We start from the raw sequence: 23,179 nt of genomic DNA, 5'->3' as shown, positions 1-23,179 counted from the left end.
TAACAAGTAAAAAAATATATTGGAGATTTTTATATGTCTAAAATTGTTGTCGTAGGTACCAACCACGCTGGTACAGCTGCTATTAAAACAATGTTGTCAAACTACGGTTCTGAAAATGAAATCGTAACATTTGACCAAAACTCAAACATTTCCTTCTTAGGATGTGGAATGGCTTTATGGATTGGTGAACAAATTGATGGTCCTGAAGGTCTTTTCTATTCTGATAAAGAAGAATTGGAAAGCATGGGTGCAACAGTATACATGGAGTCACCTGTTACTCACATTGACTACGCTAAAAAAGAAGTAACTGCGATTGTTGATGGTAAAGAACATGTTGAATCTTATGATAAATTGCTTTTAGCAACTGGTTCTCAACCGATTGTACCGCCAATTAAAGGCGTTGAAATCAAAGAGGGATCAACAGACTTTGAAGCAACACTTGAAAACCTTCAATTTGTTAAACTTTACCAAAATGCTGAAGATGTTATTAACCGCCTTGAAAAACCTGGTATCGAACGTGTAGCAGTTGTTGGTGGTGGTTACATTGGTGTCGAACTTGCTGAAAGCTTCAAACGTAAAGGTAAAGAAGTTGTTCTTGTTGATATCGCTGAAACAGTAATGGGTGCATACTATGACCGTGATTTTACTGCAATGATGAACCAAAACCTTGAAGAAAATGGTGTTAAACTTGCTCTCGGTCAAGCTGTGCAAGCTGTAGAAGGTGATGGAAAAGTTGAACGTCTTGTAACTGATAAAGAAACTTTTGATGTTGACATGGTTATCATGTGTGTAGGATTCCGTCCTAACACAGCACTTGGAAACGGCGAACTTGAAACTTTCCGTAATGGTGCTTTCTTGGTTGATAAAAAACAAGAAACTAGCATGAAAGATGTTTATGCTATTGGTGACTGTGCTACTATCTATGATAATGCTCGCGATGATCATAGCTACATTGCCTTGGCTTCAAATGCTGTTCGTACAGGTATTGTTGCTGCTCACAACCTTGCTGGTCATGAGCTTGAAGGTGTTGGTGTACAAGGTTCAAATGGTATTTCAATCTTCGGACTTAACATGGTTTCAACTGGTTTGACTGAAGTGCGTGCAAAAGAAGCTGGCTTTAATGCTGCAGTAGCATCTTTCAATGATAAACAAAAACCTGAATTTATCAAACACGATAATCATGATGTTGCTATCAAAATTGTCTACGATAAAGACACACGTGTTGTCCTTGGTTGCCAAATGGTATCACGTGAAGATATGTCAATGGGAATCCATATGTTCTCACTTGCAATCATGAAACATGTGACAATCGAAGAACTTTCACTTATGGATATCTTCTTCTTACCACACTTTAATAAGCCATACAACTACATCACAATGGCTGCTCTTGGTGCAGAATAATTATAAAAACTCGAAGAAATAAGATTCTTCGAGTTTATTTTTTTCTCTGCGATAATTTGACTTGACAAAAGATGAAATCCCTTGCATAATTAATGTAAGCAATGAAAATGCATTGAAAGGAGACCTCTTATGCAAATTATTAAACGTGATGGACAAGTTGTAGACTTTGATCCAGAGAAAATCTACCAAGCTATTGTAAAAGCTGCTCAAACGGTTTATGTTATCGATGATACGTGGCGTGCGAATCTTGCTCAAGTAACTAAAAAAGTTGTACTTGATTTGGAAGAAGCGCAAGTCGAGCGTCCAACCATTAATATGATTCAATCATTAGTAGAAAATCGTCTGATGGATGCTGGGTATATCAATATTGCTGAGCACTATATTTCATATCGTTTGCAGCGCGATCTAGAACGTAATGGCTACGATGATAAAGTTATTGTTCATCTTCATTTTGAGCAAATTATGTAAATACAAAAAGTTGGAGATTGCTCCAACTTTTTGTATTAATATAGGCTTTGATATTTACTTCTTAACCCTTGAGAGATGGCTATGCGATGATCTTTTGTGATAATTATTCCTTCAATACCGACAGTTCTTTCAATAATCATCATAGCTTCAATGATAGGGAGTCCAAAGAGTCTAGTTGTCCATATTTCACAATCTACTGATAGATCAGCGACAATAGTTATGCTTGCCATTTCCGTCTCAATAGGATAACCAGTACGTGGGTCAAAAATATGATGATAGGTTTTTCCATCGTGAACTAACTTTCGTTCATAAATACCAGAAGTGACAACTGATTGATTATCAACTTTGATAATCCCAACATTATTCCCACGCTCTAGTTCGGGATGTTGAATACCTATATACCATTTGTTATCCGATCTGTTTCGATTAGGGCCATAAGTTAAGACATTACCACCAAGATTAATCATAGCAGCAGTAACATTTTTACGTTTTAGATAGTCTATAACGCGGTCAGCGATATAACCTTTAGCGATAGCTCCTAAATCAATACGCATGCCTTTTTTAGCTAAAAATACGGTTTCCTCATCAGGATTTATGATAATTTGGCGGGGGGCAATTAAAGATAATGTATTTTCAATGGTAGCATGTTCTGGAACATGAGCATCCGAAAAACCGATCCTCCAAGCATTAACAAGAGGACCAATAGCAATATTAAGGTGACTTGGTTCTGCCAGACTATGCTCTTTACCTAGAGATATTAATTCAAGTAACTCAGAGGTTACTTGAGTGGGCTTGATACCTGCGTTTAAATTAACAGTCATCAGCTCAGAGGTCTCATCATTGGCACTAAATCTTTTATTATATAGGTGTAAAAGATTCACACAATCGTCAATTAATATTTCTGCAATAGGGCTATCAACCAGCAGATCAATGGTTGTTCCCATAAGACGAAGAGAGTGAGATTTTAAAGACATAAGACTACTTAATTTTTCTTTTTGACTTCACCTTGAGGAAAGTAACTGCCTTCAGGCATATCATTGATAAAGATATGGATAGCTTCCTTTGGAGCACCTGCAACTCGAGAAACAACTTTAGTGACTTCGCGAGCAAGTTGAGCTTTCTGTTCGTCGGAACGTCCTTCAAACAAATCAATTGTTACAAATGGCATAATAATTTTCCTTCACTATTTTAATAAAGATAAACTAATTACTTCATGAAGAGTCCTAGTTAGAGGGTAGGCAAGCTTTTTTGGTGGATTCTTGATGGGACATCATATAGTAGTAAAAAATTTTCACAAGATGTTACGTATTAAATGGGTTATTTGGAGTTTTTAGCTAAAAATTAACAACTCATCATGATAAAAGATAACAGATGAGATACATTATTGTTAACTAAGGTAAATGATTTCGCAGGATCATGCTCCTAAACGTCAAGCTTAGCCTAGTTTTTGACTCAAGATAAAGCTATATTTGCCCATATTTTAGCATAAATTTTAGCAATTGTCAGATTTTTATGGACGTTTTTTTCATATATCCTTAGTCGCAATAGCCCTTTTTTTGTGGTAAAATAGATAGGATATTGAAGGAAGAGGTCAGAATTTTTGGCACAATTATATTATCGTTATGGCACTATGAATTCTGGAAAATCTATTGAGATTTTAAAGGTTGCTTATAACTACGAAGAGCAAGGGAAATCTATCGTTTTAATGACTAGCTCTCTTGATAACCGTGACGGTTTTGGTTACGTTTCGAGTCGAATTGGGATAAAACGTCAGGCAGAAGTCATTACTCCAGAAACTGATATATATGGTTTTATTCAAAATCAAGAGACCAAACCATATTGTGTCCTCATTGATGAGTGTCAATTTTTGACAAAGGCTAATGTCTATGATTTAGCTCGCGTAGTAGATGAATTGGATATTCCAGTTATGGCTTTTGGACTAAAAAATGATTTTAGAAATGAATTATTCGAAGGTTCAAAGTATTTTCTGCTATTAGCTGATAAAATCGATGAAATTAAAACTATTTGTCATTATTGTTCACGAAAAGCTACCATGGTTTTACGAATGGAAGATGGGAATCCTGTCTACGATGGCGATCAAATTCAAATTGGTGGCAACGAAACCTATACTTCTGTTTGTCGAAAACATTATTTTAGTCCAGACTTACATAAGCATTAAGCACAGCTATCTACCAAAGGAGAAAGAAAATCAATGAATATTTACGATCAATTGCAAACGGTTGAAGATCGATATGAAGAATTGGGAGAACTTTTATCCGATCCCGCAGTCGTCTCAGATACTAAGCGCTTTATGGAACTTTCAAAAGAAGAAGCTAACACTCGTGATACTGTTACGGCTTACCGTGAATACAAACAAATCATTCAAAACATCGCAGATGCTGAGGAAATGATAAAAGATGCTGCTGGTGACGCTGATTTGGAAGAGATGGCTAAAGAAGAATTGAAAGAATCTAAAGCTGCCAAAGAAGAATACGAAGAAAAATTAAAAATCTTGCTTTTACCAAAAGATCCTAATGATGATAAAAATATCATTTTGGAAATCCGTGGTGCTGCTGGCGGGGATGAAGCGGCACTCTTTGCTGGAGATCTTCTTCAAATGTACCAAAAATACGCTGAAACCCAAGGGTGGCGTTTTGAAGTTATGGAAGCATCTTATAATGGTGTTGGTGGTATCAAAGAAGTGGTTGCCATGGTTTCTGGCCAATCCGTATACTCTAAATTGAAATATGAATCTGGAGCTCACCGTGTACAGCGTGTGCCTGTTACTGAAAGTCAAGGGCGAGTTCATACCTCAACTGCAACTGTCCTCATCATGCCAGAAATCGAAGAAGTCGAATACGAGATTGATCCAAAAGACCTTCGTGTCGATATTTACCATGCCTCTGGTGCGGGTGGACAGAACGTCAATAAAGTTGCTACGGCTGTTCGTATGGTTCATATCCCAACAGGTATCAAGGTTGAAATGCAGGAAGAGCGTACGCAACAAAAAAACCGCGATAAGGCGATGAAAATTATCCGTGCGCGTGTGGCTGATCACTTCGCACAAATTGCTCAAGATGAGCAAGATGCTGAGCGTAAGTCAACCGTTGGTACTGGTGACCGTTCAGAGCGTATTCGTACTTATAATTTCCCACAAAATCGTGTCACAGACCACCGTATTGGCTTGACGCTTCAAAAATTAGATACGATTTTGTCAGGAAAAATGGATGAAGTTGTTGATGCTTTGATTATGTATGATCAAACGCAAAAACTTGAAGAATTAAATAAATAATGACCTATAGGCAGTTAATAAATGAGTTGGGACAATCTCTTGAAGCCGTTGGTGAAGAGAGAGAAGCTCTAGAATTTGCTTTCAAAGAAAAAAAACTCTGGTCAACAACGGATTTCGTTATAAATCAAGCTAAGGAAGTGACGTTAGAGGACGAAAAACTTCTGAAAGAGATTTTTGACCACCTTGAAGCTCATAAGCCATTCCAACATTATCTGGGCTATGCGTATTTTAAAGATTTAACTCTAAAAGTTAGTCCTGATGTTTTAATTCCACGCCCTGAAACAGAAGAGTTGGTAGATCTTATCTTATCTAAAAATCCTACTAAACCGTTGAAAGTATTAGACATTGGAACTGGGAGCGGTGCAATTGCTTTAGCTCTTAAAAACCAACGTCCTGATTGGCAGGTAACAGCCCTTGATATCTCTAAAACTGCTTTGGAGATAGCCAAGCAAAATGGTCATAAACTAGGACTCACTATTAATTGGTTAGAATCCGATGTTTTCAGTCAGGTTTCAGGTATGTTTGATATTATTGTTTCTAACCCTCCCTATATTTCAGAAGACGATAAAAAGGAAGTTGGAACTAACGTATTGTCACATGAACCGCATGGTGCTCTATTTGCGCCTAATGATGGCTATGCAATCTACCAGCAAATCATTGAGGAAGCACCTAAGTATTTGACTGAAATTGGTCAAATCTACTTTGAAATTGGCTATAAACAGGGGCGAAAAGTAAAAGAAATGTTGAAAAATACCTTCCCTAATGCTACTGTAACAGTCTTAAAAGATGTTTTTGGGAAAGATAGAATGGTGGTGTTAACTAAGTGACAAGTATTGGAAAACTATCACAGGCATTAGAAAATAGACACGCAGTTGTCTTGCCTACAGAGACTGTTTATGGTCTTTTTGCCAAGGCGTTGAATGAGTCTTCTGTAGATCTCGTTTACAACTTAAAAGAGCGTCCACGTGATAAAGCTATGAACCTCAATGTCTCTTCTTATGACGATATTTTGAATTTTTCTAAAAATCAACCAGACTATTTAAAAAAATTGTATAAAGCTTTTTTACCAGGTCCCTTAACCATTATTTTACAAGCGAACGAAAAAGTTCCTGTTTGGATTAATTCTGGTTTAGATAGTGTTGGCTTCCGTCTTCCTAATCATCCGATAACGCAAGAGTTAATTGCCAAACACGGTCCTCTAATTGGACCATCAGCGAATAAGTCTGGGCAAGAGAGTGGGAAGTATTTTAATACTATCATGCAATCTTTTGATCATGAAGTTCTTGGTTATGAAGATGATGACTTTTTGACAGGTGTGGACTCAACTATTCTTGATTTATCGAAAGAAAAGGCGGTCATTTTAAGGCAAGGAGCTATTTCAAAAGAAGATTTATTGTCAGTGGTGCCTGAACTTAACTTCTAAAAGGAGGACTATATGCTTCGTTCTTTAACACTGGCTGATATGTCAGCTATTCGTCATATTAATGATGTATCATTGGGATATCCAGTGTCATTAGAGACAACAGAAAAACAGTTTCAAAAAATAGCACAGAACCCCAAGCATATGTTAATAGGTTTTGAGGATCATTCGTCACACCAGATTATTGGGTATGTGCATGCCGAGGTCTATGAAAGTTTATATTCAGAAACTGGCTTAAATGTTTTAGCCTTAGCTGTCTTGCCAAATTCTCAAGGTCTTGGAATTGGTAAAGCCCTAATGCAGGGGTTAGAGGAAAAAGCTAAAGTTGAAGGTTTTGCCTTTATACGCTTAAATTCGGGGTCTCACCGAAAAGAAGCGCACGCTTTTTACCAACAGCTTGGGTATAAGGGTGATAAAACACAATTACGCTTTATCAAAGAATTATGAGGTGAATGATATGATTTTTGACCAAAAAGATTTTAAAGCATACGATGCTGAATTATGGCAGGCGATTCAGGATGAGGCGAATCGTCAGCAAAACAATATTGAATTAATCGCTTCTGAAAATGTGGTTTCAAAAGCTGTTATGGCGGCACAAGGTTCTTTGCTAACCAACAAGTACGCCGAAGGTTATCCTGGAAATCGTTATTATGGTGGTACACAGGCAGTAGATGTCGTTGAGACTTTAGCTATCGAACGGGCTAAAGAATTATTTGGTGCTAAGTTTGCTAATGTTCAACCACATTCTGGTAGTCAAGCAAATGCAGCAGCTTACATGGCCTTGATTGAGTCTGGCCATACAGTATTAGGAATGGATTTATCAGCAGGTGGGCACTTAACGCACGGTTCTCCTGTTAACTTTTCTGGAAAAACTTATCAGTTTGAGGCCTATGGTTTGGATCCAGAAACGGAAGAATTGAATTATGAGGCTATCTTAGAGAAAGCTGAAGCTGTTCAACCAGCTCTTATTGTAGCTGGCGCATCTGCCTATTCAAAAGCTATTGATTTTAAAAAATTCCGCCATATTGCTGACCAAGTTGGCGCTAAACTAATGGTTGATATGGCTCATATCGCAGGTTTAGTAGCTAGTGGACTCCACGAAAATCCTTTACCTTATGCTGATGTTGTAACATCAACTACCCATAAAACGCTTCGAGGACCACGTGGCGGCTTAATCTTAACAAATGATGAAACTCTGGCTAAAAAAATTAATTCAGCTGTCTTCCCTGGATTACAAGGTGGTCCTTTAGAGCATGTTATTGCTGCTAAGGCTGTTGCATTTAAAGAAGCCCTTGACCCATCTTTTAAAGACTATAGCCAACAAGTGATTGCTAATGCTAAGGCTATGGTTGCTGCTTTTCAAGCTGATCCAGATTTTCGTGTCATTTCAGGTGGAACAGACAATCACCTTTTCCTAGTTGAAGTGACTAAGGTTGTTGAAAATGGTAAAGTTGCACAAAATCTCTTAGATGATGTCAATATTACTTTAAATAAAAATGCTATTCCCAATGAACAATTATCTCCATTTAAAACATCAGGTATTCGTATCGGAAGCCCTGCAATCACCAGTCGTGGGATGACAGAAAAGGAAGCAAAACAAATTGCTGAATTGATTATCAAAACACTTAAAAATACTAGTGATGAGAATGCCTTAAATGAAGTTAGAAGTGAAGTGAAAGCTTTAACAGATGCTTTCCCACTTTATGAGAACTAAAATCATGTTAGATTTATATTTAAAACAATTAGTCATTCATCAATTCAGTCCTAATGACACTGAGTTGAATTTAGCACAGGCTCCTATTCAGTTTACGCCTCGTCTTGATGACTATTTCCGTAAGAAAATCTCCAAAGTTTTCTCAGATGATGCCAAGCGCGGAAAATTTTCAGAAGATCATCCCTTTTTAGCTCATTTTAGTGATGATTTGCTAGAGACATCCACTAAAATAGCCAATCTTTGGAAAGAAGAGTTTGTCATTTCCGAAGATCAAAAGACCAATGACCTTGTCTTTATTGAGTTTGATAAGGATGGACAAACTTTCTTTGCTTTTTTGAGAATTGCTCTTAAGGAGAATTTAGCTCATCTAGCTGATGGTGACAATCCAATCTCTTTAACGCAAAATAATTTACCAAGTGCTGCTCAAACACCTGACGAAGCCTTGATTATCAATCGTGAAAGTAATCAGTATTATTTGATTGAAAAAAGAATCAAACACAATGGATCATTTGCTAACTATTTTTCTGAAAATCTTCTTCAAGTGGAACCTGAGCAATCGGTTAAAAAATCCATCAAAATGATGGAAAATACCGCACAAAAAATTGCAGAACAGTTTAATAAGGATGATTTCCAATTTCAATCAAAGATGAGAGCAGCTATCCATAAAAATATCGAAGAGGAGCAGGAATTATCTCCTGAAAAGTTAGCAGACCAGCTCTTTGATGATAATCTAACAGCCCGTTTAAGCTTTGTTGATCAATTAAAAGAAAGTGTGCCTGAACCAATTTCAGTAGCTGATATTGATCATAGTCGTCAGTCTAAAAAATTGGAGACGCAGAAGTTATCGCTATCAAACGGTATTGAACTTTTAGTTCCTAATAATGTTTATCAGGATGCTGAATCGGTCGAATTTATCCAAAACCCAGATGGAACATACTCCATTTTAATCAAAAATATTCAGGATATTACTAATAAATAATGTTTAGATTTATCAAAAGAACGATAGCTATCGGTTTTCTTGTCTTTCTTTCGTTTCAACTGTTTACAATACACCAAAATGTCACTAATGTTCTTTCTTATCGCCCATTAGTTGAGGAAATTTTGGCTGAAAATGACTCGACAACTAACGAAGATTTGATTTTGGCTATGATTTATACAGAAACAAAGGGACAAGAAGCTGATTTGATGCAATCCAGTGAAAGTTCAACAGGTGTTGCCAATTCCATCACTGATAGCCGAGAAAGTGTCAGGCAAGGCGTTACAGTCTTATCGGAGAATTTAGAAAAGGCAAATGAATATGATACAGATGCTTGGACGGCGATTCAAGCCTATAATTTCGGAAGTGCCTATATCAATTATGTTGCCAAACACGGCAAAAAAAATACGATTGATCTAGCTAAAGACTATTCTCAAACGGTAGTCGCGCCAAGTCTTGGGAACAAGTCAGGAGATACTTATCGCTATTATAATCCTGTTGCACTATTTTACGGTGGTGGCGAATTGTATCGTAATGGTGGCAATATTTACTACGCCAAACAAGTGCAATTTAATTTGTTCTTGATTAAACTGATGAGTAGATTCTAGAGAGGCAAAAGGAAAGTATGACAGCATTATTCCACTATTTTAAAGATTATATCAAGGAAACAATCCTAGGCCCTTTATTTAAACTGCTAGAAGCCTCTTTTGAGTTACTTGTACCTCTCATTATAGCTCGAATTGTCGATGAAATTATTCCACAAAATAATGAAAATCATCTATTTATGATGATTTTTCTGTTATTTGGGCTTGCTCTTGTTGGGGTAATAGTAGCGATAACAGCTCAGTATTTTTCTTCAAAGGCAGCTATTGGATATACCCAATCTTTATCTGATGATTTGTTCAATAAAATAATGAGTTTGCCCAAGGAAAAGCGTGATAATCTCGGCATATCAAGTCTGGTCACTCGAATGATTAGCGATACCTATCAGATACAAACGGGAATCAATCAATTTTTACGTCTTTTTTTACGTTCACCATTTATTGTATTTGGTGCGGTGATAATGGCGTTTACCATTAGTCCAAAGTTGACGGCTTATTTTCTTGGAATGGTTTTGACTCTCTTTGCTGTTGTTTTTATGATGAGTCATCTCCTTAATCCTATTTATGGAAAAATTCGCAACTCGATTGATCATCTGGTCGCATTAACTAGGGAACAACTAGAAGGTGTGCGTGTAATCCGAGCCTTTGGTAGGACAGAGAGTGAAGCTAAGATATTTCAGAATGAAAACCTACAATATAAAAAACATCAATTATCAGCAAGTTTTTTGTCAAGTCTGGTTGGCCCCTTAACTTTTATCATTGTTAATATGACCTTGCTAATAATCATTTGGCAAGGAAATCTTTTGATTGACAATTCATTGTTAACTCAGGGAATGCTGGTAGCTTTGATCAACTATCTTTTACAAATTTTGACAGAGTTGCTCAAATTAACAATGTTGGTGACTTCGCTCAACCAGAGTTTTATTAGTGCTAGACGTGTACAAGAAGTTTTCGATCAAACCAGTGAACTCCTAGAGGAACCTCTTGAGACCATAGAAGAAAGAACAAACGATGTCGCAATTGTTGCTAAAGATCTTAGCTTTACCTATCCTAATGCTGCTAAACCGTCTTTAGAAGAGATTTCCTTCAGTTTGCAAAAAGGTGAGTTTTTGGGCATCATCGGAGGAACAGGGGCAGGAAAATCAACTCTTGTTAATCTACTAGCAAACCTTTATCAAGCTCAATCGGGGCAGTTAGTGATTTACGATAATGGGAAGCAACCTCGTCATTTAAAAGAATGGCGTGATTGGGTAGCAGTTGTGCCACAAAAAGCTCAATTGTTCAAGGGGAGTATTCGTAGTAATTTAACTCTTGGTAGTGATTTTATTTTTGGAGACGAGGATTTAAAAGAGGTCTTAGATATTGCCCAAGCTAGTGAGTTTGTTGAAGGAAAAAATCGACAACTAGATGCTGAGGTTGAAGCTTTTGGTAGTAATTTTTCTGGCGGACAACGTCAGAGATTGACCATTGCTCGCGCTTTGGTAAAAAAAGCACCTTTTCTTATTTTAGATGATGCTAGCTCAGCCTTAGATTTCTTAACAGAGAGTCGCCTACTAACTGCACTACATGAAGAACGTCGTCGTGTTAAGGGGCAATTAATTATGGTCTCTCAAAGGACAAGAAGCTTAAAATCTGCTGATAAGATTTTAGTTTTAGATCAAGGACGCTTAATTGCTCAAGGTAAGCATGATAACTTACTGGAAAATTGCCAACTTTATCGTGATATTCATTATTCTCAAGAAAGTCAGGAGACCAAATGAAAGCAAATAATCAAGAAAAAACTCGCCAACGTTTAGTCTCTGATATGTTAGCATATCATTGGCTTTTGCTTATTATTCTGATAGGTGCTATTTTACAGGTTGGTTTAACGATTTATTTGCCTGTCCTTATCGGTCGTGCTGTTGATGGGGTTATCAGTCCGCATCGTTTGGCACTTATTCCTCCGGTACTAGGTCAGATGGGAATCATTATTATTTTAAATGCTCTTGTTCAATGGATAAATCCTCTTTTGACTAATCGTTTGATTTTTTCATATATTACTGACTTGCGTGAAAGAGTTAATCAACACCTGAATAAACTCCCTATTTCAAGTATTGATCGCTTTGGAGTTGGCGATTTGGTTAGCCGTGTTACCACAGATTCAGAGCAGTTGATTAACGGTTTACTTATGATTTTTAATCAATTCTTAGTCGGTATCTTAACCATCATTGTGACCATTTTGACTATGGCTAAATTGGATTTATTGATGCTATTACTTGTGTTAGTGTTGACTCCTTTATCTCTCTTAGTTGCTCGTTTTATTGCCAAGAAAAGTTATACTTTTTTTCAAGAACAGACTAAAGCTCGGGGAGATCAAACCCAGTTTGTTGAAGAAGCTTTTAATCAAGAGGCTTTGGTTCAGGTTTTCAATGCTCAAGAACAGATGTCCGACACCTTCAAAAAATTAAATCATCACTATGCGAAGGTGTCTCAAAAAGCTGTTTTTTATTCGTCAACGGTTAATCCAACTACACGATTTATTAACGCTTTAATTTATGCTTTGTTAGCAGGAGTAGGGGCTTTCCGAATTATTCATGGTCAGTTTACTGTAGGACAATTGGTGACCTTTTTGAATTACGTTAATCAGTACACCAAGCCTTTTAATGATATCTCTTCAGTGATGTCAGAGCTTCAAAGTGCTTTAGCTTGTGCTGAGAGACTTTATACTATTCTAGATCTCCCAACTCAAGAAGAATCACAGCAACAATCTTTCCATGGTAATCTTTCTGGTCAAGTGACCTTTAAGCATGTTAGCTTTGGCTATGAGCCAGAAAAAACCTTACTCAAAGATTTGAATTTAAATATTAAAGCAGGTAGTCAGGTCGCTATTGTCGGTCCAACTGGCGCTGGAAAATCGACGCTCATCAATCTTCTCATGCGTTTTTATGATATTGATCAAGGAGACATTTTGATTGATAACATTCCAATTTCTCAAGTCACACGCCAAAATCTAAGAAATCAGATTGGTATGGTACTCCAAGAAACATGGCTAAAGTCCGCTACTGTTCATGACAATATTGCTTATGGAAATCCTATCGCTTCGAGAGAAGAGGTTATTGCTGCTGCCAAAGCTGCAAATGCCCATTTCTTTATTGAGCAATTACCAAATGGATATGATACTTACCTGACTGATGGTGGTTCATCCCTCTCACAAGGACAACGTCAGTTGATGACTATTGCACGTGTTTTCTTGAAAAATCCCAAATTATTGATTCTAGATGAAGCTACCTCATCCATTGATACCAGAACGGAACTTCTAGTGCAGGATGCTTTTAGTAGCCTCATGAAGGGTAAGACAAGTTTTATTATTGCTCACCGCCTATCAACCATTCAGCAAGCTGACATTATTTTAGTTATGGTCAATGGTGATATTGTCGAACATGGAAACGATGAGGACTTAATGGCTAAGCAAGGATTTTATTATCAAATGCAAACGGCGCAAGAAACAAAATAAAATAAAGCCCCTGATTTCAAAATGAGCAGTCAGGGGTTTTATATTATTTCACAAAATCATTAATTTCTTTTTCAATATTAGCTACTTTTTGATTAGCTTCTTCTAAAGTTTCACCGACTGTTGCGATGTAGAATTTAATTTTTGGTTCTGTACCTGACGGACGAACGGCAAACCAGCTATCATCTGTTAAAGTGTATTTAAGAACATCTGATGGTGGCGTTGTTAATTTAGTCCTTGTGCCATCAAGCGCAACAGCTTTTTGTTCTGCAAAGTCTTCAAAGAGTGCAATATCTGTCTTGTTGAATTGCTCTGGTGCACTCTCACGGAATTTAGCCATGATAGCCTTGATTTGCTCAGCACCATCTTTACCAGAGAGGGTAACTGAGATGGTTTTTTCAGCAAAGTAGCCATACTCTTTAAAGATTTCATCAATACCATCAGCTAGTGTCAAACCACGAGAACGGTAGTAGGCTGCAATTTCAGCAACCATTAGCACTGCTTGGATGGCATCTTTGTCACGGACAAATGGTTTAATGAGGTATCCGAAACTCTCCTCAAAACCAAACATGTAAGTATGATTACCAGTTTCTTCAAACTCTTGAATTTTTTCAGCAATAAATTTGAATCCAGTCAAGACATTAAACATGGTTGCACCATAGCTCTCAGCGATTTTGGTTACTAACTCAGTAGAAACGATTGATTTGGCAAGAGCTGCATTAGTAGGTAACGTACCCGCTGTCTTATGTGCCTCAAGAACATACTTAGCGATAAGGGCTCCAATTTGGTTTCCTGAAAGATTCCAATAAGAGCCATCAGCTTGGCGAACTTCAACACCAACACGATCAGCGTCTGGATCTGTTGCTAGAAGAACATCCGCATCAATTTCGCGCCCTAGTTCTTCAGCTAAAGCGAAGGCTGCTTGGCTTTCTGGGTTAGGTGAAGCGACAGTAGAAAAATCTGGATCAACAGTTGCTTGACTTTCGACGATTTGAACAGATTCGAAGCCAGCTTCAGCCAGTGAACGACGCGCTAACATTTCGCCAGTACCATGCAGTGGTGTGTAGACAATTTTCATGTCTTTACCATATTCAGCAATTAAATCATGGTTAATGTTAATTGTTTTTAATTCATCAAGATAGAGACGGTCTGTTTCTTCGCCAAGAACAGTGATAAGTCCTGATGATTTACTTTCTTCTAAGTCTGCTAATGTAACAGAGAATGGATCCTCGATACCGCGGATATAATCTGTCAAAGCAGAAGCATCAGCTGGCGGCATCTGTCCACCATCTTCGCCATAGACTTTATATCCGTTAAATTCTTTTGGATTATGGCTGGCAGTTACCATAATACCTGCGATAGCATTGTAATGACGAACGGCAAAAGATAGCTCAGGAGTAGGACGAAGACTTTCAAAAACGTATGATTTGATACCGTGAGCTGCTAAAACTTGGGCCGACTCAAAGGCAAACTCTGGTGAAAAATGACGCGTATCATAAGCGATAGCCACACCACGTTTCTTGGCTTCTTCACCTTTGGATTCAACTAGTTTCGCTAAACCTTCTGTTGCTTGACGGACAACAAAAATATTAATACGGTTGGTGCCGGCACCAATATAGCCACGCATACCAGCTGTACCAAATTCTAAATTAGTGTAGAAAGCATCTTCTTTAGTTGTTTCATCCATACCTTCTAATTCTTGACGAAGATAATCGGGAAGCTGATCAGAGGCTAGCCATTTATTGTAAGATTCTTGATAAGTCATAAGCAACTCCTTTTAAAGTTCTTTTAATCGTTTTAAAAATGTTCTAAACGCTTTCAATTATACCATTTTTTATAGAAAAAAACCATGAAATTAACATGGTTTTACTTATTTTTAAATCGTTCTAATCTTGGTATGATAACGGGGACAAGGATTGCAGAAATAATCATTTCAGCAATAGCGTTTGATGAAACAATAGCTGCGAGTAAGGCTTGGATATTCCCATTATATATCGAAGAGAAGAAGACAAAAATACCTGTGAGAACGAATACGGTATTTGTTAAAGAACCAATCAAACCAGAAAGAGCTAGTCCCAAATGATTGCTCAGCCACTTGTAGACAAAATATGGGGTAATACCGATTAAGACACGTGGTAAGATGGCAATAATTACCGAAGTTAGATTACCATTATCAACAAAGGGTGAAAAGAGATAGCTTGTAGGTAGTATGATGATACTGTTTGTGATTAAACTCATCATCCCCATTAAAAAACCTAAACTTGCTCCAATTCTAGGACCATAAAGTATAGCTGCGATAATCACCGGAATCTGCACCAAAGTTGGTTTGATAGGAATCGGCCAAATGCTAAAAATCATATTACTCAATAGTTGAATGATAAGCATAATGGCAAAAAAGATGGCAATTGTCGCTGTTTGGTGAGCTTTATTAGTTTTCACAAAGTGTCTCCTCAATGTTTTTTATGATAATATCAAGATCAGCTAGCGCTCCACGACCGATATCTCCGCAAGCTAGGACAGCTGATTTGGGCTCAATTTCACGATAACCATATGATTTTAATCTCTCCATATTAGCTTGAGTAGCTGGATGATCATACATTTTTGTATTCATAGCAGGGGCAAATAGTTTTGGTGTAGAAGTTGGTAATGCCAAAGCAGTAGCTGTTACCATGTTATTTGCCATCCCATTTGCAAGTTGGGCAATCGTATTAGCAGAAGCAGGAGCAAGGATAAATAAATCAGCCTCTTTACCCAAGTCAATATGGTTAATACGATTAGCTATTTTTTCTTCCATAACATCTAGATGAACGGGATTTTTTGAGAGGACTTGAAGAGTTAGCGGAGTGATAAAGTCTCTTGCAGCCTCAGTCATAAGTACATGGATCTTATAGCCTAATTTCTCCAATTGACTAGTCAGATCCGCAGCCTTATAGGCTGATATAGATCCTGAAACCGCTAATAAAATGGTCTTAGTCATGTTTAGTCACCTCTTTATAGATTAGCTTAGCAATGCTATCTTTCGTTTGAGCTTCTTGGATAGAATCTTGTCCGACCAACCAAGCCTGGTGGCGATCAGTAGTAATCTGACTGAGATCATTGGCTAAGATGAAATCAGCCTTGTTTTTTCTAAGGCTCTCACGCGCAACCGATACCAATTCTTCTTTGGACACATCTACTAACAATTTAAATCCTACCAACTTGATTTTTGGATGCCACACTTTAACCTGTGAGATCAGTTTAGGTGTTTTTTTCAAGAATAAAACTTGGTAGTCAGACGCTGACGAAATCTTACTTTCAGTATTTGTCTTTTCTAAAAGCTGAGCAATATCAGAAGTATTTTTTAGTTCATCCAGATCTGTCATATAAACCGGTGTATAGTCAGATACAGCCATCGCATGGATAAGAACATCATGCTGAGGGACTAATTCTTCTAAAGCAGAATGTAAGTTAGCAACGGAGGAAATAATTCTAAGTGATAACTGAGAATGACTTTCTGGTTTGACAGCATGTTTAGTAGTGACTAGAGTCACCTCATGACCTTGATTTAAGAAGGTTTCGGCAATGATTTTCCCTAGTCTTCCAGTTGAGTGATTGGTGATACCACGAACAGAATCAATAGCTTCTGTCGTTCCACCGGATGTAATCAAAATTTTCATAAGCATATTTTACTAAAAAAGCTTTGATTGGTAAACTTTTTGATGAATTAAAAGACGATAAGTTATTGAGTTCTGGTTGATCTTAAGGTATCATAGATAAGGTTAAGTATCAAAAAAGGAGTTATATCTTGTCCAAGCCTTTAGAAATGCTCAGTTCCCTCAAGCTCAATATTTTTGGCCTCTATGAGGATGCTAGTAAACAAACTGTCCACCCCTTTGCTTGGACAGATACTTTCTTACGATATATTAATCAGCACCCCGAAAAGATGATTCTTCATTTTTGGCCTATGGAGAAAATCGTCATCCTAGGCATGTTAGATCGACAAGTTCCTTATTTTGAAGAAGGTCTCCAAGCCATTAAATCTTATGGTTACCAGCCGATTGTCAGAAATATCGGAGGACTTGGTGTTATTTCCGATGAAGGGGTTTTGAATTTTTCCTTGATTCTCCCCAATGCGAATCAATTATCGATAACGGATGCCTATCTTTTAATGGTGGATATGATTAGGGATATGTTTTGTGATTTTGACGCTGAGATTGAGCATTTTGAGGTGCCACAATCCTATTGCCCTGGAACTTTTGATTTGAGTATTGAGGGGAAAAAGTTTGCAGGAATTGCTCAAAGACGTATTAAAGATTCAGTTGTTATTTCCATTTACCTCAGTGTTTATGGAGACCAAGATTTTCGTGGTCGCTTGGTTAAATCCTTCTATGATAGTGGTATTCAAGGACAAGCGACGACGGCAAAATATCCTGATATCGACCCAGCTTGCATGGCTAATCTCTCAGAACTTTTAGAGACATCATTCAGCATTAAAGAGATTCAAGATAGAGCTATTTATGCTCTCGAAAAACGAGGTATGGCTAAACATCAACTTCATTTAACACCAGACTTGTTGACAAACTATGATAAATTTTTAAAACAACATCTGAACCGTAATCTAAACACTCTAAGCTGATTTTTATATCAAATCTTGCTATAATGGTATGGTTTGAAAGATGAAAGTAGGAGGAGAACTCATGGCAAAAGTAGCAAATTCATTACTCATTACAAAAGAAGACAATCTCTATAGAATTAGCATGACACCAGAATTACAAGATGTTCTGGGAAATATCGCCTACATTGACTTCACAGAAGAAGATAACATTGATGTTGACGACAGCCTTTTAAACCTTGAAAGTTCAAAAGCTGTTATGGAATTAACCAGCCCACTTGCAGGTACTATCGTTTCTCGTAACGATGAAGCTAGTGCTAATCCTGATTTATTAAATCAAACAGATGCTTCTAAAAATTGGATTGTCCTTTTAGATAATGTTGATCAGGCGGCTTTCGATGCTTTAGATAATGCAAAAAACTAAAGAAAACAGAGAATTTCATCTGTTTTCTTTTTATATATAAACAAAAACCGAATATTTTACACGTAAACAGAAAACATTATGCGTTTTTTTATTGTGCTATGCTATAATATCTTTATTAACTAGAAGAGGTGTCTCATGAAATCTGATATCGAAATTGCTCAAAGCGTTGAACTGAAACCTATCACTGACATTGTCGAAAAAGTTGGGATTGGGTTTGATGATATTGAACTTTATGGAAAATACAAGGCTAAATTATCCTTCGATAAAATCAAAGAAGTCCAATCAAATGAACCCGGAAAATTAATTTTGGTGACTGCGATTAACCCAACACCAGCAGGCGAAGGGAAATCAACCATGTCTATCGGACTTGCAGATGCTCTCAATAAAATTGGTAAGAAAACAATGATTGCCCTTCGTGAACCATCACTTGGTCCGGTTATGGGGATTAAAGGTGGAGCCGCAGGTGGTGGATATGCCCAAGTTCTTCCAATGGAAGATATCAACCTTCACTTTACAGGTGATATGCACGCTATTACAACAGCTAATAATGCTTTGGCTGCACTTTTAGATAACCATCTCCAACAAGGCAATGACCTTCAAATCGACCAACGCCGTGTGATTTGGAAGCGCGTGGTTGACCTTAACGATCGCGCTCTTCGTCAAGTTATTGTTGGCTTAGGTAGCCCAGTTAATGGTATCCCACGTGAAGACGGTTTTGATATTACAGTTGCTTCTGAAATCATGGCTATTCTCTGCTTGGCGACTGATCTCAAGGACCTCAAAAAACGTCTTGCTAACATCGTAGTGGCTTACGATGTTAACCGTAAGCCAGTTTATGTACGAGACCTTAAAGTTGAAGGTGCCTTGGCTCTTATTCTTAAAGACGCTATCAAACCAAACTTGGTTCAAACCATTTACGGGACACCAGCACTTGTCCACGGTGGACCGTTCGCTAATATTGCTCATGGCTGTAATTCAGTTCTTGCGACAACAACAGCTCTACATTTAGCAGATTATACGGTGACAGAAGCTGGTTTTGGAGCTGATTTGGGAGCTGAAAAATTCCTTGATATTAAGACACCAAACCTTCCAAAATCACCAGATGCCGTAGTTATCGTTGCGACTCTTCGTGCTTTAAAGATGCACGGTGGAGTAGCTAAGTCTGACTTGTCAGAAGAAAATGTTGCCGCTGTTCGTGCTGGATTTAAAAATCTTAAACGTCACGTTGAAAACATTCGTCAATATGGTATTCCAGCAGTTGTTGCTATCAATCAATTCGTTGCAGATACTGAAGCTGAAATTGCAACTCTTAAAGAACTTTGTCAAGAACTTGACGTACCAGTTGAGTTAGCTAGCGTTTGGGCTGACGGTGCTGATGGTGGTGTTGACCTTGCCAAAACACTTGTCGAAACAATCGATAAAGGTCAAGCAAATTACCAACGTCTCTACAATGATGAGGATAGCTTAGAAGAGAAAGCACGCAAAATTGTTACCAAAGTTTATGGCGGTAAAGACGTTCATTTTGGACCAAAAGCGAAAACGCAGCTCAAACAATTTGCTGAATTTGGCTGGGATAAATTACCAATCTGTATGGCTAAGACCCAGTATTCCTTCTCGGATAATCCAGCCTTGTTAGGTGCACCTGAGGACTTTGATGTCACCATTCGTGAATTTGTTCCAAAAACTGGTGCTGGTTTTATCGTTGCTTTGACAGGTGACGTTATGACCATGCCTGGTTTACCAAAACAACCAGCTGCGCTCAATATGGACGTTCTCGAAGACGGAACAGCAGTCGGATTATTTTAATAGTTACAAAAGCCATCCTTTGGAGGTTGGCTTTTTTGCTTTTTAAGATATAATAAAAAGAAGAACACGGTCACTATATTGTTTTGAATAGCCTCACTGAAAGGAGAAACTTATGTCATTAGATATCATTGAAACTCAACGTCTTTTGTTAAGACCGTTTGTCATGGAGGATAGCCAAGCTATGTTTGATCATTGGGCTAGTCATCAAGATAACGTCACCTATGTGACTTGGCCTGCACATGATAACCAAGAGATCACTAAGTCCATCATCACTTCTTGGATAAATGACGAGCGCCCTGGTCATTATCACTGGGCTATTGTTGATAAAACGAAGCAAGCGTTAATCGGAAATATTTCTATCGTTGATTATGAAGAAAAAACTAAAACAGCAGAAATTGGCTATATCTTGGGAAAAGCTTTTTGGGGGCAAGGCTATATGACTGAATCTCTACAAGCTGTTATCTCAGCCTTATTTACAGAAACTGAGGTCAACCGCATTCAAGCTGTTTTTGATACGGGAAATCCTGCTTCTGGACAAGTCATGAAAAAAGCAGGGATGACCTATGAAGGCACGCTTAGACAAGCTTCTATCAATAACCGTGGTTTGGTTGACATTTCTATTTATGCTATTTTAAAATCAGATTACCTAAAGGAGAAGAATTGTAATGATTAGAAGTGCAACAATCGATGATGTTAATGAACTCTTAGATATTTATGCTCCTTATGTTGAAAAAACAGCCATTACCTTTGAATATACTGTTCCCAGTTTTGCTGATTTTGAAAATCGACTGAAGCAAACCTTGCTAAAATTCCCTTATCTCGTCTACCAAGAGGATGGCAACATTTTAGGATATGCTTATGCTAGCACCTACAAAGATCGCGCAGCTTATGACTGGTCTTGTGAGGTATCTATTTATGTCGCTGAGAAGGCACGTGGTAAGCAAATTGGCACAAAGTTGTATGATGCTTTAGAAAAAGAGCTGACAGATATGGGCATGAAGAACTTTTTAGCTTGTATCACCTATCCTAATGATGCTAGTATTGCCTTTCATCAAAAGCGTGGTTATGAAAAGGTTGCCCACTTTACTAAAATTGGTTATAAGTTTGATAAATGGCACGATATGATTTGGATGCAAAAACGAGTTGAGGATAAATCATAACAATCTAGCGATTACTGACCAAGAGAGACTAAGTGATTACTAGAATGTTAAAATTTCTGAACGATTCTTTTGCAGAAAAAAGTGGAAAAGTAATCAATTTAAAATTTCTTTCTATCTATTTTTTGCTATAATATTCTATAGTTATATCTAGATTGAGAGGATAGAAATATTTACGAAAAAAAGAAAGTGATCACTTTACTAGATCGTGGAAAACGAGGCTTTTTTAGAGGAATCTTTAGTCGAACAACAGTTATTGCTATTTTGTTGATTTTACAGATTCTTTTTTTTGTCGCTTCTTATCACTGGTTTCAAACCTATAAAATTCAGTTTGAAATTTTTGAAATTACCCTAGCCATCTTGACTGTCTTATATCTTATTAATAGTGATATGGATTCGACAGCTGTTATCACTTGGTTATTAATTTTGGTACCTTTCCCATTAATAGGTAGTTTATTTCTACTTTATACCAAACAAGATTTTGGATTTAAGGCAATGCGAGCTGGTATTCAACGAACAATTGATGCGACACAACCTTACCTGATCCAAGATGCAGAAGCTATTTTGGAATTGAAAAATCGTCATTCAAACAATTATAATTTAGTTTCTTATCTGGAAAATTCAAGTGGACATTTCCCTGTTTATCGCCAAACTGATGTGACTTATTTTAGTTCGGGAGAAGAAAAATTCAAGGTTCTCAAAGAAGAACTTCGTAAGGCTAAAAAGTACATTTTCCTAGAATACTTCATCATCGGTGAAGGACTCATGTGGGGAGAGATTCTAGCTATTTTGGAAGAAAAAGCAGCCGAAGGGGTTGAAGTTCGAGTGATGTATGATGGTATGATTGAATTTTCAACACTTAGCTTTGATTACACCAAACGTTTAGAAAAACTAGGTATCAAAGCCAAAGCTTTTGCGCCATTATCACCATTTATTTCGACCTATTATAACTATCGAGATCATCGTAAAATTTTAGTTATTGATGGCAAAGTTGCTTTTACAGGTGGCATTAATCTAGCTGATGAATACATTAACCAAATCCAACGTTTCGGTCATTGGAAAGATACAGCAATCATGTTAAAAGGGCGTGCTGTAGACACCTTCACCATTTTGTTTCTACAAATGTGGCATGCTAATCAAGAAGAAGTAGAAGTAGAGCCATATCTAGCTCTACACGAACACCGTCCTAATAATGGATTTATCATTCCTTATGGAGATTCACCTCTAGATGATGATAAAATCGGTGAAAATGTTTATATTGATATTTTAAATCAAGCCAGAGACTACGTTCACATCATGACTCCCTATCTGATTCTTGATGGTGAGTTAGCTCATGCTTTAAAATTTGCAGCGCAACGTGGTGTTGATGTCAAAATTATTATGCCAGGGATTGCAGATAAGAAACTTGCTAACGCTCTTGCTAAGACCTACTATGCTACCTTGATTAAAGCAGGTGTGAAGATTTATGAATATACGCCTGGTTTTATCCATGCCAAAGTCTTTGTCAGTGATCGTCAAAAAGCAGTTGTAGGAACGATTAACTTGGATTATCGTAGCTTATACCATCATTTTGAGTGTGCAACCTACTTGTACCAAGTGTCATGTATTCCTCAAATTGAAAATGACTTTCAAGCCACACTTCTTCAAAGCCACTTGGTTAGTTTAGAGGAAGTGAATAATCGTCCATTCATCAATAAAGCAATTGGCACTCTCGCTAAAACAATAGCCCCATTGATGTAAAGTCATTAAAGTTCTATTTGGTATTTTAATACAACAATTCTTATGCAAAGAGATAAAGAGCAAGTTATAGCCTCATGTGTAAAAAAGGTTATGACTGG

General features: G+C 37.4%; 24 protein-coding genes. 18 read left to right on the top strand and 6 right to left on the bottom strand.

The genetic code is table 11. The features are described 5' to 3' along the window. The first annotated feature begins 33 nt into the window (after positions 1-33). The gene (gene nox / locus C0J00_RS05255) at positions 34-1,401 is read left to right on the top strand and encodes a H2O-forming NADH oxidase (protein WP_104967879.1); all 1,368 of its coding nucleotides are present in this window, start codon (positions 34-36) and stop codon (positions 1,399-1,401) included. 129 nt (positions 1,402-1,530) lie between these two features. Then, a complete protein-coding gene (locus C0J00_RS05250; protein ID WP_104967878.1) occupies positions 1,531-1,869 on the top strand; it encodes an ATP cone domain-containing protein in 339 nt (112 codons plus the stop codon). A 35-nt stretch (positions 1,870-1,904) separates the two neighbouring features. Here C0J00_RS05250 and C0J00_RS05245 read toward each other — a convergent pair whose 3' ends face one another. Then, entirely contained in the window at positions 1,905-2,843 is a 939-nt protein-coding gene (locus C0J00_RS05245) for an FAD:protein FMN transferase (RefSeq protein WP_104967877.1), read from the bottom strand. Between the two features lie 8 nt (positions 2,844-2,851). After that, positions 2,852-3,037: a 4-oxalocrotonate tautomerase gene (locus tag C0J00_RS05240; RefSeq protein ID WP_104967876.1), complete on the bottom strand. Its 186-nt coding sequence runs from the start codon at positions 3,035-3,037 to the stop codon at positions 2,852-2,854. Between the two features lie 432 nt (positions 3,038-3,469). Between C0J00_RS05240 and C0J00_RS05235 the strand changes: the two genes are divergently transcribed. Genes C0J00_RS05235 through C0J00_RS05190 form a run of 10 tightly spaced genes read left to right on the top strand, consistent with a single transcriptional unit; the run spans position 3,470 to position 13,366 of the window. Continuing rightward, entirely contained in the window at positions 3,470-4,048 is a 579-nt protein-coding gene (locus C0J00_RS05235) for a thymidine kinase (protein ID WP_104967875.1), read from the top strand. A gap of 33 nt (positions 4,049-4,081) precedes the next feature. Continuing rightward, positions 4,082-5,161, top strand: a complete 1,080-nt coding sequence (gene prfA, locus C0J00_RS05230) for a peptide chain release factor 1 (protein WP_104967874.1) — start codon at positions 4,082-4,084, stop codon at positions 5,159-5,161. Beyond that, entirely contained in the window at positions 5,161-5,988 is an 828-nt protein-coding gene (gene prmC / locus C0J00_RS05225) for a peptide chain release factor N(5)-glutamine methyltransferase (RefSeq protein WP_104967873.1), read from the top strand. The genes prfA and prmC overlap by 1 nt, the downstream gene beginning before the upstream one ends. Then, positions 5,985-6,584 (top strand): L-threonylcarbamoyladenylate synthase, encoded by a 600-nt coding sequence (locus C0J00_RS05220; protein WP_104967872.1) that lies wholly within the window; start codon positions 5,985-5,987, stop codon positions 6,582-6,584. The genes prmC and C0J00_RS05220 overlap by 4 nt, the downstream gene beginning before the upstream one ends. A 12-nt stretch (positions 6,585-6,596) precedes the next feature. Then, a complete protein-coding gene (locus tag C0J00_RS05215; protein WP_104967871.1) occupies positions 6,597-7,028 on the top strand; it encodes a GNAT family N-acetyltransferase in 432 nt (143 codons plus the stop codon). A 10-nt stretch (positions 7,029-7,038) separates the two neighbouring features. Next, positions 7,039-8,295 carry a serine hydroxymethyltransferase gene (gene glyA / locus C0J00_RS05210; protein ID WP_104968844.1) on the top strand — a complete coding sequence of 419 codons (1,257 nt, stop codon included), beginning with the start codon at positions 7,039-7,041 and terminating at the stop codon, positions 8,293-8,295. Positions 8,296-8,299: 4 nt separating this feature from the next. Then, the gene (locus tag C0J00_RS05205) at positions 8,300-9,274 is read left to right on the top strand and encodes a nucleoid-associated protein (protein WP_104967870.1); all 975 of its coding nucleotides are present in this window, start codon (positions 8,300-8,302) and stop codon (positions 9,272-9,274) included. Further along, entirely contained in the window at positions 9,274-9,879 is a 606-nt protein-coding gene (locus tag C0J00_RS05200) for a lysozyme family protein (protein ID WP_104967869.1), read from the top strand. The genes C0J00_RS05205 and C0J00_RS05200 overlap by 1 nt, the downstream gene beginning before the upstream one ends. Before the next feature lie 17 nt (positions 9,880-9,896). Continuing rightward, positions 9,897-11,633: an ABC transporter ATP-binding protein gene (locus C0J00_RS05195; protein ID WP_104967868.1), complete on the top strand. Its 1,737-nt coding sequence runs from the start codon at positions 9,897-9,899 to the stop codon at positions 11,631-11,633. Then, positions 11,630-13,366: an ABC transporter ATP-binding protein gene (locus C0J00_RS05190; protein WP_104967867.1), complete on the top strand. Its 1,737-nt coding sequence runs from the start codon at positions 11,630-11,632 to the stop codon at positions 13,364-13,366. The genes C0J00_RS05195 and C0J00_RS05190 overlap by 4 nt, the downstream gene beginning before the upstream one ends. A 43-nt stretch (positions 13,367-13,409) precedes the next feature. On the opposite strand, the gene C0J00_RS05185 is transcribed toward C0J00_RS05190, so the two are convergent. From C0J00_RS05185 to C0J00_RS05170, 4 genes are all read right to left on the bottom strand, one after another. Continuing rightward, a complete protein-coding gene (locus C0J00_RS05185) occupies positions 13,410-15,128 on the bottom strand; it encodes a phospho-sugar mutase (RefSeq protein WP_104967866.1) in 1,719 nt (572 codons plus the stop codon). Between the two features lie 101 nt (positions 15,129-15,229). After that, positions 15,230-15,802 (bottom strand): ECF transporter S component, encoded by a 573-nt coding sequence (locus C0J00_RS05180; protein ID WP_104967865.1) that lies wholly within the window; start codon positions 15,800-15,802, stop codon positions 15,230-15,232. Next, positions 15,792-16,340 carry a phosphopantothenoylcysteine decarboxylase gene (coaC, locus tag C0J00_RS05175; protein ID WP_104967864.1) on the bottom strand — a complete coding sequence of 183 codons (549 nt, stop codon included), beginning with the start codon at positions 16,338-16,340 and terminating at the stop codon, positions 15,792-15,794. Before coaC ends, C0J00_RS05180 begins: the two co-directional genes overlap by 11 nt. Then, positions 16,333-17,019, bottom strand: coding sequence for a phosphopantothenate--cysteine ligase (locus C0J00_RS05170; RefSeq protein WP_199773982.1), 687 nt, complete (start codon positions 17,017-17,019; stop codon positions 16,333-16,335). Before C0J00_RS05170 ends, coaC begins: the two co-directional genes overlap by 8 nt. Positions 17,020-17,165: 146 nt before the next feature. On the opposite strand from C0J00_RS05170, the gene C0J00_RS05165 reads away from it, so the two are divergent. The 6 genes from C0J00_RS05165 to cls all read left to right on the top strand — a co-directional run bounded on the left by C0J00_RS05165 (position 17,166) and on the right by cls (position 23,081). Next, positions 17,166-17,978, top strand: a complete 813-nt coding sequence (locus tag C0J00_RS05165) for a lipoate--protein ligase family protein (RefSeq protein WP_407697200.1) — start codon at positions 17,166-17,168, stop codon at positions 17,976-17,978. A gap of 61 nt (positions 17,979-18,039) precedes the next feature. Next, positions 18,040-18,378, top strand: coding sequence for a glycine cleavage system protein H (locus C0J00_RS05160; RefSeq protein WP_104967861.1), 339 nt, complete (start codon positions 18,040-18,042; stop codon positions 18,376-18,378). Between the two features lie 135 nt (positions 18,379-18,513). Continuing rightward, positions 18,514-20,184: a formate--tetrahydrofolate ligase gene (locus C0J00_RS05155; protein ID WP_104967860.1), complete on the top strand. Its 1,671-nt coding sequence runs from the start codon at positions 18,514-18,516 to the stop codon at positions 20,182-20,184. Positions 20,185-20,296: 112 nt separating this feature from the next. Next, complete coding sequence (locus C0J00_RS05150; RefSeq protein WP_104967859.1) at positions 20,297-20,857, top strand: GNAT family N-acetyltransferase; 561 nt, start codon at positions 20,297-20,299, stop codon at positions 20,855-20,857. Next, positions 20,850-21,344 carry a GNAT family N-acetyltransferase gene (locus tag C0J00_RS05145; RefSeq protein WP_104967858.1) on the top strand — a complete coding sequence of 165 codons (495 nt, stop codon included), beginning with the start codon at positions 20,850-20,852 and terminating at the stop codon, positions 21,342-21,344. Before C0J00_RS05150 ends, C0J00_RS05145 begins: the two co-directional genes overlap by 8 nt. Before the next feature lie 186 nt (positions 21,345-21,530). Beyond that, a complete protein-coding gene (gene cls / locus C0J00_RS05140) occupies positions 21,531-23,081 on the top strand; it encodes a cardiolipin synthase (protein WP_233995875.1) in 1,551 nt (516 codons plus the stop codon). Positions 23,082-23,179: the final 98 nt, after the last annotated feature.

Source organism: Streptococcus pluranimalium, assembly GCF_002953735.1.
In the GTDB taxonomy this organism is placed as follows: domain Bacteria; phylum Bacillota; class Bacilli; order Lactobacillales; family Streptococcaceae; genus Streptococcus; species Streptococcus pluranimalium.
Note: the sequence above shows the minus strand (reverse complement) of the source record. Positions and strands in the feature narration are given on the sequence as shown.